Here is a 16,184-nt window from a genome sequence, read left to right as displayed (position 1 = left end):
TTTAGAACAATGATTTCAAAAAGAAAAGAAAGTGATATACTAGACTTCGAGATTGATAATCATTATCACTGATAAGGAATAGATATGAACGGAAAGGAAGAGACTGGTTTTGGGCTCACAATCGAATAAACAGCTGCCGGCCAAAGACAATGCAATGGATATTGTCACGAAACCCTTTGGAACAGCAGTTGTTGTCATCATAGGAATTATCGCTTTAGCATTTGGTCTTTTTTTATCGGTATCATTAGGAGCAGCAAATATTCATCTTCACACGGTATGGGAAGCCATTTTTCAATTTGATCATGAGCAAACTTCACATCAAATCATCCGGGAATTGAGGCTGCCGCGTACAGTTGGGGCTGCACTCGTCGGTGCCTTTTTAGCCGTATCGGGAGCTATTATGCAAGGCATGACAAGAAATGCGCTTGCGTCTCCTGAAATTATGGGTGTGACAAATGGCTCTGCATTTGCGATTGCCATTGCGTTTGCTTTTTTCCCAGGACAATCTTCTTTTACATTAATTCTTTGGTCATTTGTTGGTGCGGCACTCGCTGCCTCTATTGTGTTTGGTGTCGGTACTCTTTCAAAAGGTGGATTGACCCCAGTGAAGCTCGCACTAGCTGGTACGGCTGTTGGGGCACTTTTAAGCTCCATCTCCTCAGCAATTGCCATCCGGTTTGACGTCGCTCAAGACATGAGCTTTTGGTATGCTGGCGGCGTGGCTGGTGTGAATTGGAGCAATATTAAGGTCATCATTCCAGTTGCGGTTGCGGGGCTGATCATCGCAATGATTCTTGCCCGCTCGATCACTGTTCTCAGCTTAGGTGATGAATTGGCAAAAGGGCTTGGACAGTACACGAAAACTGTCAAGGTACTTGGAATATTGGTCGTCATTCTTCTAACAGGTGCTGCTGTCTCAGTGGCCGGTACTATTGGCTTTATCGGGCTTGTGATTCCTCATGTCACTCGTTTCTTGGTCGGAGTTGACTATCGATGGATTATCCCATGCTCAGCTATTTTAGGGGCGGTTCTGTTAATTTATGCAGACATTGCTGCAAGGCTGGTCAATGCCCCATTTGAAACGCCAGTCGGTGCCATTACTGCAATTATAGGCGTTCCTTTCTTCTTATATTTAGCTAGACGTGAAAGGAGCGGGATTTAGATGGAAATGGTGCAGCAGGCAAAGAAAAAGAAATACAAACGAACGATGCTCATGATCTTTTTGGCGATCGTGGCTGTGTTCCTTATTAGTTTAAATACCGGAGAAATTCGCATTTCTCCGATGGATACATTGAAAACATTTTTTGGATTCGGAAGTGAAATGGATGAGCTTGTATTATTCGAGTTCAGACTTCCAAGAATGGTCATCGCTTTACTTGTTGGCGCTTCTATCGCTGTATCAGGAGCGATTTGGCAAGGTGTTTCTCAAAACGGTTTAGCCGATCCAGGCATTCTTGGTGTCAATGCGGGCGCAGGCTTTGCAGTGGTTTTGTTTATTTTTGCTTTCCAAGGTACGATGTCAAACCTAGGTGATTTTACGATCTTTGTACTGCCGCTCTTCGCTTTTGTAGGTGCAGGCTTTGCTGCATTTCTCATCTATGTGTTAGCGTGGAAAAAAGGCATCACACCTGTTCGATTGATTTTAACGGGTATTGGCGTGAATGCTGCGTTTTCAGCAGCAATTGTGGTTATTCAATTAAAAATGAGCCCAAATGATTTTAACCAAGCCATCGTGTGGTTATCAGGAAGCATTTGGGGATCGAGCTGGACGTATGTCCTATCAGTTCTGCCATGGATGCTTATTTTCCTTGTGTTAGCGTTTGTGAGAGCACGTTACTTAAATATCATGAATTTAGGTGACCAGCTTTCCTACGGCTTAGGGATCTCGGTTCATAAAGAAAGAAGCTTTTTTATGCTGATTGCTGTTGCATTAGCAGGTGCTAGTGTCGCTGTTGCAGGTAGTATCTCGTTCTTAGGGTTAGCCGCACCGCACTTGGCGAGAAAGCTTGTTGGACCAAAGCATCAAGGAATGATACCAGCCTCCGCGTTGATTGGCGCATTGTTATTATTACTGGCAGATACACTTGGCCGCGTCATACTTGCACCATCAGAGGTGCCAGTTGGTCTTGTCGTTTCGGCTTTAGGCGCACCTTACTTCATTTACTTATTGATGAAAACGAACTAAGAAGGAAGGAGAGTACAACATATGAAATCGCTCGAAACAGAAAAGCTTTGTATTGGCTATAATGACCGTTTGATTGTAGACGATTTAAATATCAGTATCCCAAAAGGCAAGGTGACGACATTGATTGGACCGAATGGGTGCGGAAAATCAACGATTTTAAAAACAATGTCCCGTATCATGAAGTCCAATCAAGGCGTTGTTTACTTAAATGGTCAGGCTATTCATCAAACGCCTACAAAAGAAATTTCAAAACAAATGGCGATCTTACCGCAAACGCCCGAAGCACCAAGTGGACTGACAGTGTATGAGCTGGTGTCATATGGACGTTTCCCACATCAAAATGGATTTGGACGCTTATCAAATGAAGATAAACGAATCATCAGATGGGCACTTGAAGAAACGGGTATGATTGCTTTTCATGACCGGCCAATTGAAGCACTTTCTGGTGGACAGCGTCAGCGTGTATGGATTGCGATGGCACTTGCCCAGGAAACAGAACTGCTTCTATTGGATGAGCCGACGACGTATTTGGACCTTGCACATCAGCTCGAAATTCTTCAGCTGTTAGAACGGTTAAACAGAGAGCAGGGACGTACTGTGTTGATGGTCATTCATGATTTGAATCATGCGGCACGTTTTTCTCATTACATGATTGCCCTCAATCAAGGAAAAGTCATCAAAGATGGGACGCCTCATGAGGTCATGACCAAAGAGGTGCTTGGTCAGGTATTCCACATTGATGCAGAAATCGTACTTGACCCTAGAACGAATAAGCCGATCTGTTTAACATATGACTTAATGAATCATGAAAGAAAGCTAGAAGCTGTGAATGGATAATAGAAGTAAAAGGAACTCGGTGGAATAGCCGAGTTTTTTTGCGTCTCTGAAACTTCCTAGTGCTGCCATTTTCTCCAGTTGATATTTTTTCGCTTTTATGCAGAAAAGAGGTACTTTTTTACTTTAGACAATGGTAATATACGGTTAGAGATCATAGCTAGAAAGGAAAGAGATGCGTGGAAACAGCAAAAATATTGATTGCAGATGACGAAGAAGCAATTGTAAAAATGGTTGAACGCGTATTAAAAAAAGAAGGTTTCAAGCATATTTATAAAGCCTACCATGCAGATGAAGCATTAGATGTTGTCAAAAACGAGGACATCCACCTTTTACTTCTAGATGTGATGATGCCCGGTAAGTCTGGTTTTGATATTCTTCCTGAAATGAGAAAATATACGAAAGCGCCCATTTTCTATTTAACTGCAAGAACGTCTGATGTAGATAAACTGACCGGCTTTGCTCAAGGAGCAGATGATTACATCACAAAGCCATTTAACCCGCTAGAGCTAGTGGCTAGAATTAAGGCTCACTTAAACCGAACATATATCTCTTTAAAGGAAGACCACGATGAGGCTCAAAGTCAATACGAATATGCCCATTTCTCTTATCATCCTCATTCAGCCGAATTGAAAGTAAGAGGAGAGGTGACTGCATGCTCAGCTCAGCTGCTTTCCTTGCTGAAGTACTTTTGTGATCATCCGAATGTGGTTCTTTCAAAAGATCAAATCTATGAGAAAGTATGGGGCGTCCCATCATATGGTGATAACAACACCGTGATGGTTCATATCCGAAAGCTGAGAGAAAAGATCGAGCTAGATCCGAGTCAGCCAGAATATATTGTGACGATCCGTGGTATGGGCTATAAATTTATACCGCACCCAGCAAAGGTTCTTAAATAATTTATGAATCTACGAGCAAAACTCTTCTTTCACTTTGTCGGACAAATGTTTATTGTGATTGCCATTTTGATCATCGGAAATACGTTCTCTGATAATTTATATTTAAAAAAATACTACGAGAACATGGCTGAAACCGGTTTAACAAAAGCTGATGGAGATACACTCATGAGCTGGCTTTATTTTAATGAGGATGGAAAAATGGAAGCCGATGATCAGCTGAAACAAGCAGTGAGAAAACGAGACGGATGGCTGCAAGTCATTGATTCAAAAAAGGATAACGTCTATAGCTATCACCGCCCTAAGTCCATTCCAACTTCCTATCAAAAGGATGAAATGATCAAGATCTTTGAAAAAAGGCAATATAAAGATTACAAGATGTACTTCTGGCCAATTGAAATTGATCAAAAAAGCTTTATCGTGCTATACGGGTTCAAAACGAACAGCACAAAGGTCGCCAACTATCTGAAGCAACACGAGAAAGACTTGGCTGCATTATCTCAATATTCGGTTGAAACGAAAGAATTCTTGAAGAGAATGAATGGATCGGTGCATCTGTTCAATGATGAAGGGAAATATTTACAAGGTATTCGAGCCAATACCAATTTGAAACATGAGGTAACAGATGTTGAACTGCTCAAGTATCAATCAAAGCCTTGGGAGTTTAGAAGTGATCTGTCTTATATCAGGGTGAATAAAAACCGGTATATCATTATTTCTGTACCAAATAAAGTATACACCCCAGATGGATTATACGATAAAGAAACAGACGCTTTAAATCAATATACGACCATCTTAATTGCAGGTCTTGCGATTACGATTATTATCGTCATGACATTATGGTACTCGTATCGCTATGGACTGCCGATCTATCACATTATCCGCTGGCTGATTTTCTTATCTAGAAATAAATTGCAGGAACCAACAAATAGAAAAGGAATTCCAATCAGTAAAAATAAAAAAGGTCGTATTAAGCGGGAATACCGATTATTTGAGGATATCCTAAAAACAATGGATCAGCTCACGCTTACATTAAAAGAGAATGAAGCAAACCGAAGAAAAATTCAAACCACAAGGGAAGAATGGATTGCAGGATTGTCTCATGATCTGAAAACACCTCTTAGTACGATTTACGGCTACGGGCTCATGCTTGAATCTGATCAATATCAATGGTCCAAGGAAGAAGTCATGGAAATGGGACAGGTGATTCGTGAGAAATCAGAATATATGTCGACCTTGATTGAAGATTTAAACCTCACGTATCGACTAAAAAATGGCGCATTGCCTATTAATCGAAAGCCGATCGAGCTTGGTGAATTCTTAGCATCCATTATGGACGAGTTTTCAAGGAGCTCATTTTCAGAAGATTTCCCTTCCTCCTTCGAAGATCAAACTGATGGTGTCATGTTTGAGATCGACAAAGCCTGGTTCAGACGAGTGATTGAGAACCTGCTAGCGAATGCAGTCAAGCATAACCAAAAAGGAACTCATATTACAGCTACCTTATCTGAAACAAATGAAGAAGTTCGGATCGAAATGAAAGACAACGGATGCGGAATGGCACAAGAAACGGTCGATCACTTATTTAACCGCTACTATAGAGGGACAAATACAAATGACCCAACGAATGGAACAGGACTTGGTCTGGCAATAGCAAAAGAGCTTGTCTTGCTGCATGACGGTGATATTCAAGTGGAAAGTGAACAAGGTGCTGGAACAGCTATTGCGATTATCCTAAAAAAATCACCTCCTGTAAAATAGCCAAAAAACGATTTTCCTTTCAAAAGGAGATCGTTTTTTCCTGTTTTAGGATTGAAATCAACTTTGTAAACGATTACAATTAAATTGTTAACGTGAACAAAACATTTTCATACGATAAGAGGGATGGGGGAATTTGATGAAAGCCTTTTTAGATGAGCAGTTTTTACTAAATAGTCCAACGGCGGAAAAGTTATACCATGAGTTTGCAAAGGATCTTCCAATCATAGATTACCATTGTCATTTAAGTCCTAAAGACATCTATGAAAATAAAACCTTCCGAAATATTACCGAGGCATGGCTTTATGGAGATCATTACAAATGGCGTGCCATGAGAGCAAACGGCATCCCTGAAACGCACGTCACGGGGGATGCATCTGATGATGATAAATTTTTGGCGTGGGCGAAGACCGTCCCTATGACCATAGGAAATCCGCTCTATCACTGGACTCATCTAGAGCTGAGAAGGTATTTCGGAGTCGAAGACCTATTAAATGAAAAAAATGCAGACATCATTTGGCAGAAAGTCAATGAAAAGCTGCAAGGAGAGGGATTTGGGGCGAGAGACTTCATCATGAAATCAAACGTTGAAACCGTTGTCACAACAGATGATCCGGTCGATTCTCTTCAATATCATCAAAAACTGCGGGAAGAGGGATTCTCTGTACAAGTGCTTCCAGGGTTTCGACCTGATAAAGCACTCGATATAGCGAATGATCTGTTTGAAAAATATGTTCATGAGCTGGCAGAGGCTTCAGCTATCCCGATACAATCCTACCAAGACTTCTTACATGCCCTCCGTGCGAGAATTGATTTTTTTCATGATCACGGCTGCTTGATCTCAGATCATGCCATTAATGAAATGACATATGAAGAAACGGCACAAGAAGAAGTGGAGACCATCTTTCATAAAAGAATGTCTGGTCATCCATTGACGGAAAAAGAGAAGATCAAATTTAAAACAGAGACATTCATTATGCTAGGTCAGGCTTACTGTGAGCGTGGCTGGGCAATGCAGCTTCATATCAATGCACTTAGAAACAACAATACGAAAATGTTTGAGAGGCTCGGACCAGATACGGGGTACGATGCGATGAATGACGAAGACATTGCAAAGCCGCTTTGCCGAATATTAGATCGTTTAGAACAAGAAGATGCATTGCCAAACACGATTCTTTATTCCTTAAATCCAAGGGACAATGTAGTGATATCAACGTTGGCTGGAAGCTTTCAAGACGGGAAGACACCGGGGAAGATGCAGCACGGAACAGCCTGGTGGTTTAATGATACGAAGCAAGGAATGACAGAGCAGATGATGGCTCTTTCCAGTATCGGACTGATCAGCCGTTTTATCGGGATGCTGACAGATTCACGAAGCTTTTTGTCCTATACAAGGCATGAATATTTCCGAAGACTGCTTTGTGATATCATCGGGGATTGGGTAGAAAAAGGAGAAGTCCCCTACGACCTTGAGCTGTTAGGGGGGATTGTGAAAGGAATCAGCTATGAAAATGCCAAGCAATATTTTCAATTTGACCGGGCAAAGCAGCTCCATCATCAAAGTAAAATCACATGAGGAAAAAGGTAAGAAAATGAAAGCGGTTTTATGATAAGATGGAAAAAAATCATAAAAGGCGGAATAGCATGACAGTCACAATTAAAGACATAGCAAAATTGGCAAATGTCTCTCATACCACAGTATCAAGGGCTTTGAATAACAGTCCTTTTATTAAAGAGAAGACAAAACAAAAGATTTTGTCGATTGCAAAACAGCTGAACTATTCACCAAATGTCCATGCCAGAGGCCTTGTATCACAAAAATCGTTTACAATCGGTCTGTTTTTCACGAGTTTAACAGAAGGCACATCCTCAAGCTTCTTTGTGGATGCGTTAAAAGGTGTCAATAGCGTCATGACAGAGCATTACAATCTGTTTGTTAGGGGTATTGACGATTTTCACGATTACACAACCATTCATAAACAGCGCTACGATGGCATTTTGCTGATGAGCCAAAGCGAGCACGATGAAGCGTTTATCCATCATGTCAAGAAACAGGGCATTCCAATCATTGTGCTGAACCGTCGTGTAGAAAGTAATGAAGTGATGAATATATTAGCAGATGATAGTCAAGGAGCATATCAGGCAGCGCACTATTTCATTCAGCAAGGCCATCAACAAATCGCCATCATTGAAGGAAAAGAAGGCTTTAAATCGACTCAGGAGAGAAAAGCTGGCTTTCTCCAAGCGTTAATTGATCACCATATTCCTATGAAAAAAGAATATATGATCACGGGTGACTACCATATGAAAAGCGGCTATGAATCAATGGAATCTCTGCTGACCCTTGATCATCCGCCAACAGCGCTTTTTTGCTCTAACGATGACATGGCCATTGGTGCGATGAATGCTTTATACGCAAAGGGCAAGACGTGTCCAGGCGATATCTCTATTATTGGTTTTGATGATATTGCATTTTCATCCTATACCACGCCTGCACTGACAACGGTGAAAAAGCCAATCGAAAAAATGTGTGCACTTGGAGCAGAAGCCATCTTATCCGTCATAAACGGTGAAGAGCAGGAAGAGGATCATATGGAAAAAATGTATGTCCACACAGAGCTGATGATCAGGGATTCAGTCAAAAAGGTGCAGTAATCAGCATCTTTTATAGAAGAATGTTCACGTGTGCATAAATTACAGAGAGGGGAATCCATTTGAAACGTTTATCAAAAGCCCTATACCCGGTGCCTGAGTATCCGGAAACGATTTTGCAGATTGGTGAAGGGAATTTTATGCGAGGCTTTATTAATTGGCACATCCAAAAGCTGAACGACTGCACAGATTTTAAAGGAAGAGCTGTTGTTGTACCCCCGAGAAAAGGATCTGTTGCAGCTTTAAATGAACAAGATGGCTTATACACATTATGTATACAGGGCTATCATGACCAGCAAGAAATGAATGAGCGGATGGTCATTCAATCGATCAGCAGAGGAATCAGTACGTATACGGATTATGATGTTTTTTTACAAGTAGCTGAAAACCCCGATCTCCGCTTTGTCTTCTCCAACACGACAGAGGCAGGACTAATGTTCAGAAAGGCGGATCGCTTGGAGGATCGACCGCAAGCGAGTTTTCCAGGAAAGCTGACGGCGTTCCTATATCACAGGTTTAAAGCATTTGCTGGAGATGAACAAAAAGGGCTGATCATCCTTCCATGTGAGCTGGTCGAACATAACGGTGATCGCTTGAAGGAATATGTGATAGACATGGCAGCTGAGTGGGATCTGCCGCTTGCGTTTATCACATGGATCAAGGAAGCCAATACGTTTTGTAATACGCTTGTGGATCGGATTGTTCCTGGGTTTTCTAAGGAAGCAGCTGAAATTGTTCAAAAGGAAGAGGGGTATATCGACGAGTTGCTTGTCACGGCAGAATACTATCACCTCTTTGTTATTGAAGCACCTGTCTTCGTACAAAAAGAGCTTCCCTTTCAAGAAGCAGGTTTAAATGTCCTTTTTGTAGAGGATATTGCGCCTTATCGCATGAGCAAGGTACGGATTTTAAACGGTGCCCATACAGCGATGGTGCCAATCGCTTACTCATGCGGGGTAGAAACTGTAAAAGAAGCTGTGGATGATGAGGATGTTGGTACGTTCATCCGGCGGATGCTGGAGGAGGAAGTGCTGCCAGGGCTTGAGCTCTCTCGAGATGAGCTTCTTCTTTATACACAATCGGTTTGGGATCGCTTTTGCAATCCATTTGTGAAGCATCAATTGCTGGATATTGCGCTTAATGGTGTATCTAAGTTTCGAACCCGTAATCTTCCGTCATTGCTCGATTATGTTGAGCAAAAGAAACAGCTGCCAATGAAACTCGTGTTTTCACTCAGCAGCCTCATTTATTTTTACAGAGCACATGCAGAAAAGATAAAGGATGATGAGACTGTACTGGTATTCATGAAGGAAGCCTTTGAAGGAGAGAACCAATCTAATGAAGCGATCGCAGCTAAGATTCTATCATGTGAGTCATTATGGGGGAAAAATTTAACGGATATAAATGATTTGGTTCACGCTGTAGCTGATCAGCTTACCCTCATAAAGGAGCAAGGGATGAGAGCGGCTGTTCAACGAATGCTGCAGCATCAATATGAAAGTCAGGGGGAGAAGGCATGAAAGATTTTATTGTGATTCACCCTTCAGATAATGTCGGTATTGCTTTAAAAGTACTTGAACAAGGGGAGGAGCTGCATTATCAAGATCATTCCGTTATTTTAAAAGAGACCATCGCCAAAGGTCATAAGTTTGCATTGGCTGATATCAAGCAAAGAGAGAATATCATGAAATACGGTTACCCCATTGGGCATGCAACGACTGCCATTTCTGCTGGAGAATGGGTGCATACACATAACATCAAAACCAATCTATCAGGCAAGCTCGATTATGAATACGAGCCTTCATTTACAAATAACCCCTATAAAAAAACGAATCTTACATTTAAAGGATATAAACGAAAAAATGGGAAAAGCGGGATTCGCAATGAGCTTTGGATTGTCCCAACCGTTGGATGCGTAAATGGCATCGCCGATCAAATCATTCAAATTTTTACCGCTGAAATGGGCGGAAGCATCCATCCGTTTGAAACAGCTCTTGTATTAAAGCACAATTATGGATGCTCACAGCTTGGGGACGATCATGAGAATACAAAAATCATTTTACAAAATGCCGTGAAGCATCCCAATGCTGGAGGAGTGCTCGTCCTCGGACTTGGTTGTGAAAATAACGACATTGAAGATTTTCAGTCTACATTAGGTGAATATGACCATGAGAGAGTGAAATTTTTAAGAAGCCAAGAAGTAGGAGATGAGATTGAGGCGGGAGTCGCTTTACTCAAGGAAATTTATGAGGCAGCGAAAGAAGATCACCGTGAAGAAATCCCGTTATCTGAGCTGAAAATCGGCTTGAAGTGCGGGGGATCAGATGGATTCTCAGGTATTACCGCAAATCCGCTTTTAGGAAGGCTGTCCGATTTTATTGTTGCTCAAGGCGGCACGACAGTGTTAACAGAAGTGCCCGAAATGTTTGGAGCAGAAACGATTTTAATGGAGAGAGCGGAATCAGAAGCGACTTTCGACAATATTGTGCAAATGATCAATGACTTTAAACAATACTTCATGGATCATCGACAGCCAGTATATGAAAATCCTTCCCCGGGAAATAAAGCAGGTGGAATTTCGACATTAGAGGATAAATCTCTCGGTTGTACACAAAAAGCAGGAACTTCTGACATTCAAGATGTATTGAAATATGGGGAATTGCTGAAGCGAAAGGGCCTAAATTTATTAAGTGCACCGGGAAATGATTTGGTTGCTTCATCTGCTCTTGCCGCTTCTGGCTGTCAGTTGGTTCTTTTTACAACAGGCAGAGGGACACCATTCGGCACGTTTGTCCCAACAATGAAGGTCTCGACGAATACAGCCTTATATGAAACAAAAAAGCACTGGATTGACTTTAATGCGGGAGAATTGCTTGAAGATGTACAAGAAGATGTTGTGTTAGAAAAATTCATTTCAACTGTCATTGATGTGGCAAGCGGAAAGCTATTAAATCATGAAAAAAATAATTTTAGAGAGCTGGCTATTTTTAAAACAGGTGTCACACTTTAAGGCGACTGGGGGATGAGAACGTGTCTAGAAAACGGGATTTGATGTATATCACAGCAGGAACGGTACTTACAGGAATCGGACTCACTCGTTTAGCAAGGCAAGGGAAGAAAGACAAAGAAGCAAACGGAATCCATCAAGTGTTAAAGCAGATAAAAGCACCGCTGTTCCCTGATCGTGAATTTAATGTGGTTCATTATGGGGCAGATGCAAAAGGAACCGAGCTTTCAACAGATGCTATCCAGTCTGCCATTAATGATGCGCACCGTTTGAAAGGGGGACGTGTGCTGATTCCAGAAGGGACGTTTGTGACAGGTGCGCTAGAATTGAAGAGTCATGTAGAGCTGCATTTGCATGAGAAAGCGTATGTGGCATTCAGCCAAAACCGAAAGGATTATTTGCCGCTTGTACTGACAAGATATGAAGGGGTTGAGCTTTATAATTATTCACCTCTCATTTATGCACACCATGCAGAAAACATCGCCATTACAGGAGCTGGAACGCTTGATGGCAGAGGAGATGAGCATCATTGGTGGCCTTGGAAATATGGCACGAATGGCCAGCCTTCTCAAGATCGGGATCGTCAGCTTCTATTTGACATGGCTGAAAAGAGAATACCAGTAGAAGAAAGAGTGTTTGGAGAAGGCCATTATTTAAGATCAAGCTTTATCCAGCCCTACCAATGTCAGCAAGTTCTTATTGAGGGAGTGACAGTGAAGGATTCACCGATGTGGCAAATTCACCCTGTACTAAGTGAACATGTGATTGTCCGTGGAGTCCATATTATCGGGCATGGACCAAACACAGATGGTGTCAATCCGGAGTCTTGCCGGAATGTGCTCATTGAAGATTGTTATTTTGATAATGGCGACGATTGTATTGCCATCAAATCTGGAAGGAACGAGGACGGACGGAGAATAGGGATTCCATCTGAGAACATTGTCATTCGTAGAAATGAGATGCGTGATGGACACGGCGGAGTGACGATTGGGAGTGAAATCTCTGGCGGGGTAAGGTATATCTATGCAGAGAATAATGTCATGGATAGTCCGAACCTTGACCGGGCACTGCGGATTAAAACCAACTCTGTCAGAGGCGGTACCATTGAACATATTTACTTTAAAAACAACACAGTCAAAAGCCTAAAGCATGAAGTGGTCTGTATCGACATGATGTATGAGGAAGGGGATGCGGGTCCACATCGTCCTGTTGTACGTCATATTCAAGTAGAAGGACTGAAAAGCAGCGGCGGACGATATGGTGTGAAAATAGCCGCCTACTCACATTCCCCCGTGACAAACTTCAACATGAAAAATTGTGTCATAGATCATGTGACGTATCCACTTTCTTTGGAGCATGCAGTAGCGCCTTCTTTTCAGAAAGTCGTCATCAATGGGGAACAAATTAATAAATAGATGGGCGGAAAACAGTCTTTTTAGAGGCTGTTTTTCTGTTATCAGAACGAAAAAGACGCTTTTAGAAATCACATATACAACCTATCTGCACTGTAGTATAATATTCCCGAAATTAGAAAAGAATTGACGGAAGAGCTTTCGTCAAGCAGTACATAAATCAGGGGGTTCATTCATGAAAAAGTTAACGGCCATTTGGCTATCGCTATTGCTTGTGATGGGTGTTTTAGCAGGATGTGCAGGTGCTGAAACAGACCATAAAGCAAAGAGTTCACAAAATAACGAAACAGCGGCTGCGGCATTTCCTGTCTCGATTAAAGATGCAGCTGGTAAAACAGTCGAAATCAAAGAACAGCCTAAACGTATTGTCTCATTAATTCCAAGTAATACAGAGGTTGCCTATGCGCTTGGTCTTGGAGATAAAATGGTTGGACGATCTGATTTTGACAATTATCCAAAGGAAGTTGAAAAGGTAGAGAAGATTGGCGGACTTGAATTCAATGTCGAGAAGGTGATTTCCTTAAAGCCTGATCTTGTACTAGCTCATGCCTCGCAGCTGGGATCAAAAGAGGGATTTAAACAGCTAGAGGATGCAGGAATTCAAGTACTGACTGTAAATGATGCCACTTCCTTTAAGGATGTGTACAAATCGATCAATACGATCGGTGAAGCAACAGGTGCAAAAGAAGCATCAACAAAGCTTGTAGACGAGATGAAAGCAAAATTGAATCACATCAAGAAACAAGCAGAGGCGATCTCGAAAGACAAACAAAAAACAGTCTTTGTTGAAGTTTCAGGTACGCCTGAAATTTATACAACAGGTACTCATACATTTATGGATGAAATGCTTTCTGTTATCCATGCGAAAAATGCTGCTGGTGATCAAACTGGCTGGGTGCAAATGACAGAAGAATCGATTATCAAACGAAACCCTGACGTAATCGTCACAATTGATGGTTCCAGCTTAGCTGATCTGAAAAAGAGAGACGGCTGGAATGCGATCAAAGCAGTGAAGGAAAAACAAGTCTTTCAATTGAATACGGATCTCGCATCAAGACCGGGGCCGCGATTGGTTGAAGGAGTCGAGGCTCTTGCGAAAAGCATCTATCCTGACACGTTCAAATAAATTCATCATCGCATACACACTAAGTGCTTTACTTCTTGTGATGAGCATTGGAATGGGAATCTCCTTTGGAAGCTTAGGGATTCCCATTCCTTCTATTCTCCGTATATTTGTTCATGAACTATTCGGTGTGCAGATAGGCACAATAGATTCAATTGATCGCAATATTATGATGAATATCCGGCTGCCGAGAGTGATATTAGCGGCATTAGTCGGAGCAGCGCTGGCGTTATCTGGTGCAGCATTTCAAGGTTTATTAAAAAATCCTCTTGCTGACCCATATACACTGGGTGTATCTCAAGGGGCATCAGTTGGAGCCGTCGCGACCCTATTTTTCAGTTTGCAGCTCCCTTTGCTCGGCAGTTTCACACTGCCTTTTTTCAGTATGACAACAGCGCTTGTGACCCTATGTCTCGTCCTCTTTTTTGCGCGTCTTGTCCATCGGGGGATGAGCATCTCCTCTTTAATTTTAACAGGGGTGATTTTCAGTTCTTTTTTGGGCGCGCTTATATCATTGATGATTGCCTTAACGGGTGATGATTTAAAAGAGATTATTCATTGGCTTCTTGGCAGTGTGTCCATGAGGGGCTGGCGCTATATTGTGCTTTTCCTTCCTTTCTTTCTGATTGGGACCTTTGCATTAATGCTGATGGGGCGAGATTTGAATGTCATGACGTATGGCGAGGAGAAGGCAAAGCTATTAGGTGTACATGTGAAAAGGAGCAAATATATCGTGCTGCTTGCTGGATCGATTCTGACTGGTAGTGCAGTAGCAGTGTCAGGGACGATTGGGTTTGTGGGACTTGTGATTCCTCATTTTATTCGCCTCTTAGCGATCACAGACCACCGGCACCTCCTGCCTTTGTCTATGCTGAATGGCGCTTCCTTTCTTGTTTTAGCAGATGTGTTATCGCGTACGATCATTGAGCCGACTGAATTACCGATCGGCATCATCACAGCGTTAATTGGTGCCCCTGTATTCGGCATCATCCTCATTCGTAAATATAGAGGAGGGACTCATCTATGATTCAAGTGAAGGAAATCAAAGGTGGATATGGAGAGAAAGAGGTCATACGTGGCATCAGTTTTGAGGTAAATCAAGGGGAATTTCTCGGTATACTTGGTCCAAATGGAAGCGGGAAGTCGACCTTGCTTAAAATGATCTCTGGGTTGCTGGAACCTGATAGTGGTGAAGTTCGCCTGAGCGGTCAACTGATTCAATCCTATCGTCCAAAGGCGCTTGCGCAAAAAATGGCTGTTCTACCGCAGAAAACGGACCAAGCCTTCTCATTTACAGTGGAAGAAACGGTTCAATTCGGTCGTTATCCATATCAAAAAGGATGGCTACAATCTGTTACCCAAGAGGATATGCGAATCGTAAACAAAGTAATGGAACAAACGGATGTTGCACAGTTTAAGAATCAATCTATTCATGAGCTAAGCGGGGGAGAACAGCAGCGTGTGTACTTGGCACAGGCATTAGCCCAGCAGCCTGAATATTTATTGCTGGATGAACCAACCAGTTTTCTTGATTTGGCCTATCAAAAGGATTTGCTTGATTTAATTAAAGAAGAGACCACTTCCTCTAGGCTAACGGTGATCGGTGTGTTTCATGATGTGAACATCGCCAGTTTGTATTGTGACCGGCTGCTGCTGCTTGATGAAGGAAAGACGGAAATAGTAGGGCTGCCGCATCACGTCTTGACGCCTGAGCGAATCAACCGTGTGTATGAAACAGATGTAACACCGCTCCAACACCCGCGAAGGGCAAATCCTCAGCTGATCATTGAACCTGCGGGGGCTTCTGTAGCATCAAATGCAAAGTTAGCGGATGGGTGGAAAACGTATGGAGGAGAAGGAATGACGTTTTCCCTCAAACAGCCGCTCCGCATCCTTTCCTCACATCAGAAAAAGGGCGGCTTCTTTTGGAAAAGGTCTCTCGGAACGGGAAGTGACATGCTTCGTGACGAGTTGGATGATCGTGAGGGACTATTGTTTTATAACCTAACGAGTGGACCAAAACAATTTGCTGCTGAAGACACAGACGACAACATGGTGCTTTACGGTATGCGTCATCAAGAAGAGCTGACCATTTGGCTTGTATTGAAAGAGTCTATATCAGACGGATCGTCTGTTCAGCTTATGGGGCAGCTTGTCCACATGATAAAACAGGAGACGAGCATGTCCATTCATCATCTTTGTATCGCTGCTGTGGGTATGCAGGAAACAGAAGATGATGAGCATTTACACGAAAGATTAAAGCAGAAAGTGCACCCTCTTCTTTATTCATTAAATGCCATTCAAAAGTGAACCA

At 42.3% G+C, this 16,184-nt stretch carries 13 protein-coding genes; all 13 read left to right on the top strand.

The window, feature by feature from the left end:
- The first annotated feature begins 109 nt into the window (after positions 1–109).
- The 13 genes from MHH41_RS15210 (at position 110) to MHH41_RS15150 (ending at position 16,180) form a co-directional block, all read left to right on the top strand.
- Positions 110–1,162 carry a FecCD family ABC transporter permease gene (locus MHH41_RS15210; RefSeq protein ID WP_212045534.1) on the top strand — a complete coding sequence of 351 codons (1,053 nt, stop codon included), beginning with the start codon at positions 110–112 and terminating at the stop codon, positions 1,160–1,162.
- Positions 1,163–2,185, top strand: a complete 1,023-nt coding sequence (locus MHH41_RS15205; protein ID WP_137054410.1) for a FecCD family ABC transporter permease — start codon at positions 1,163–1,165, stop codon at positions 2,183–2,185.
- 21 nt (positions 2,186–2,206) lie between these two features.
- Positions 2,207–3,022: an ABC transporter ATP-binding protein gene (locus MHH41_RS15200; RefSeq protein WP_137054411.1), complete on the top strand. Its 816-nt coding sequence runs from the start codon at positions 2,207–2,209 to the stop codon at positions 3,020–3,022.
- A 176-nt stretch (positions 3,023–3,198) separates the two neighbouring features.
- On the top strand, positions 3,199–3,921 hold the full coding sequence (locus tag MHH41_RS15195) for a response regulator transcription factor (RefSeq protein ID WP_106029315.1): 723 nt from the start codon (positions 3,199–3,201) through the stop codon (positions 3,919–3,921).
- A gap of 3 nt (positions 3,922–3,924) precedes the next feature.
- Positions 3,925–5,679: a HAMP domain-containing sensor histidine kinase gene (locus MHH41_RS15190; RefSeq protein WP_340866523.1), complete on the top strand. Its 1,755-nt coding sequence runs from the start codon at positions 3,925–3,927 to the stop codon at positions 5,677–5,679.
- Between the two features lie 136 nt (positions 5,680–5,815).
- Complete coding sequence (gene uxaC / locus MHH41_RS15185) at positions 5,816–7,252, top strand: glucuronate isomerase (RefSeq protein ID WP_340866522.1); 1,437 nt, start codon at positions 5,816–5,818, stop codon at positions 7,250–7,252.
- 68 nt (positions 7,253–7,320) lie between these two features.
- The gene (locus MHH41_RS15180) at positions 7,321–8,331 is read left to right on the top strand and encodes a LacI family DNA-binding transcriptional regulator (protein ID WP_253622245.1); all 1,011 of its coding nucleotides are present in this window, start codon (positions 7,321–7,323) and stop codon (positions 8,329–8,331) included.
- A gap of 59 nt (positions 8,332–8,390) precedes the next feature.
- Positions 8,391–9,848, top strand: coding sequence for a tagaturonate reductase (locus MHH41_RS15175; RefSeq protein ID WP_340866521.1), 1,458 nt, complete (start codon positions 8,391–8,393; stop codon positions 9,846–9,848).
- Positions 9,845–11,338, top strand: a complete 1,494-nt coding sequence (locus tag MHH41_RS15170; protein WP_340866520.1) for a UxaA family hydrolase — start codon at positions 9,845–9,847, stop codon at positions 11,336–11,338. The genes MHH41_RS15175 and MHH41_RS15170 overlap by 4 nt, the downstream gene beginning before the upstream one ends.
- Positions 11,339–11,358: 20 nt before the next feature.
- Positions 11,359–12,750 (top strand): glycoside hydrolase family 28 protein, encoded by a 1,392-nt coding sequence (locus MHH41_RS15165; protein ID WP_340866519.1) that lies wholly within the window; start codon positions 11,359–11,361, stop codon positions 12,748–12,750.
- A gap of 172 nt (positions 12,751–12,922) precedes the next feature.
- Positions 12,923–13,873, top strand: coding sequence for an ABC transporter substrate-binding protein (locus MHH41_RS15160; protein WP_050944109.1), 951 nt, complete (start codon positions 12,923–12,925; stop codon positions 13,871–13,873).
- Positions 13,839–14,897, top strand: a complete 1,059-nt coding sequence (locus MHH41_RS15155; RefSeq protein ID WP_050944108.1) for a FecCD family ABC transporter permease — start codon at positions 13,839–13,841, stop codon at positions 14,895–14,897. The genes MHH41_RS15160 and MHH41_RS15155 overlap by 35 nt, the downstream gene beginning before the upstream one ends.
- On the top strand, positions 14,894–16,180 hold the full coding sequence (locus MHH41_RS15150) for a heme ABC transporter ATP-binding protein (RefSeq protein ID WP_340866518.1): 1,287 nt from the start codon (positions 14,894–14,896) through the stop codon (positions 16,178–16,180). The genes MHH41_RS15155 and MHH41_RS15150 overlap by 4 nt, the downstream gene beginning before the upstream one ends.
- The last annotated feature ends 4 nt before the right edge of the window (positions 16,181–16,184 follow it).

It is taken from the genome of Bacillus sp. FSL K6-1145 (assembly GCF_038003425.1).
GTDB lineage: Bacteria > Bacillota > Bacilli > Bacillales > Bacillaceae > Bacillus > Bacillus pumilus.
Note: the sequence above shows the minus strand (reverse complement) of the source record. Positions and strands in the feature narration are given on the sequence as shown.

What these genes read in the sequence shown, in the direction of transcription:
- uxaC (WP_340866522.1), top strand. Translation starts at nt 5,816, where the DNA reads ATGAAAGCCTTTTTAGATGAGCAGTTTTTACTAAATAGTCCAACGGCG.
- MHH41_RS15180 (WP_253622245.1), top strand. Translation starts at nt 7,321, where the DNA reads ATGACAGTCACAATTAAAGACATAGCAAAATTGGCAAATGTCTCTCAT.
- MHH41_RS15150 (WP_340866518.1), top strand. Translation starts at nt 14,894, where the DNA reads ATGATTCAAGTGAAGGAAATCAAAGGTGGATATGGAGAGAAAGAGGTC.
- MHH41_RS15160 (WP_050944109.1), top strand. Translation starts at nt 12,923, where the DNA reads ATGAAAAAGTTAACGGCCATTTGGCTATCGCTATTGCTTGTGATGGGT.
- MHH41_RS15205 (WP_137054410.1), top strand. Translation starts at nt 1,163, where the DNA reads ATGGAAATGGTGCAGCAGGCAAAGAAAAAGAAATACAAACGAACGATG.
- MHH41_RS15170 (WP_340866520.1), top strand. Translation starts at nt 9,845, where the DNA reads ATGAAAGATTTTATTGTGATTCACCCTTCAGATAATGTCGGTATTGCT.
- MHH41_RS15200 (WP_137054411.1), top strand. Translation starts at nt 2,207, where the DNA reads ATGAAATCGCTCGAAACAGAAAAGCTTTGTATTGGCTATAATGACCGT.
- MHH41_RS15190 (WP_340866523.1), top strand. Translation starts at nt 3,925, where the DNA reads ATGAATCTACGAGCAAAACTCTTCTTTCACTTTGTCGGACAAATGTTT.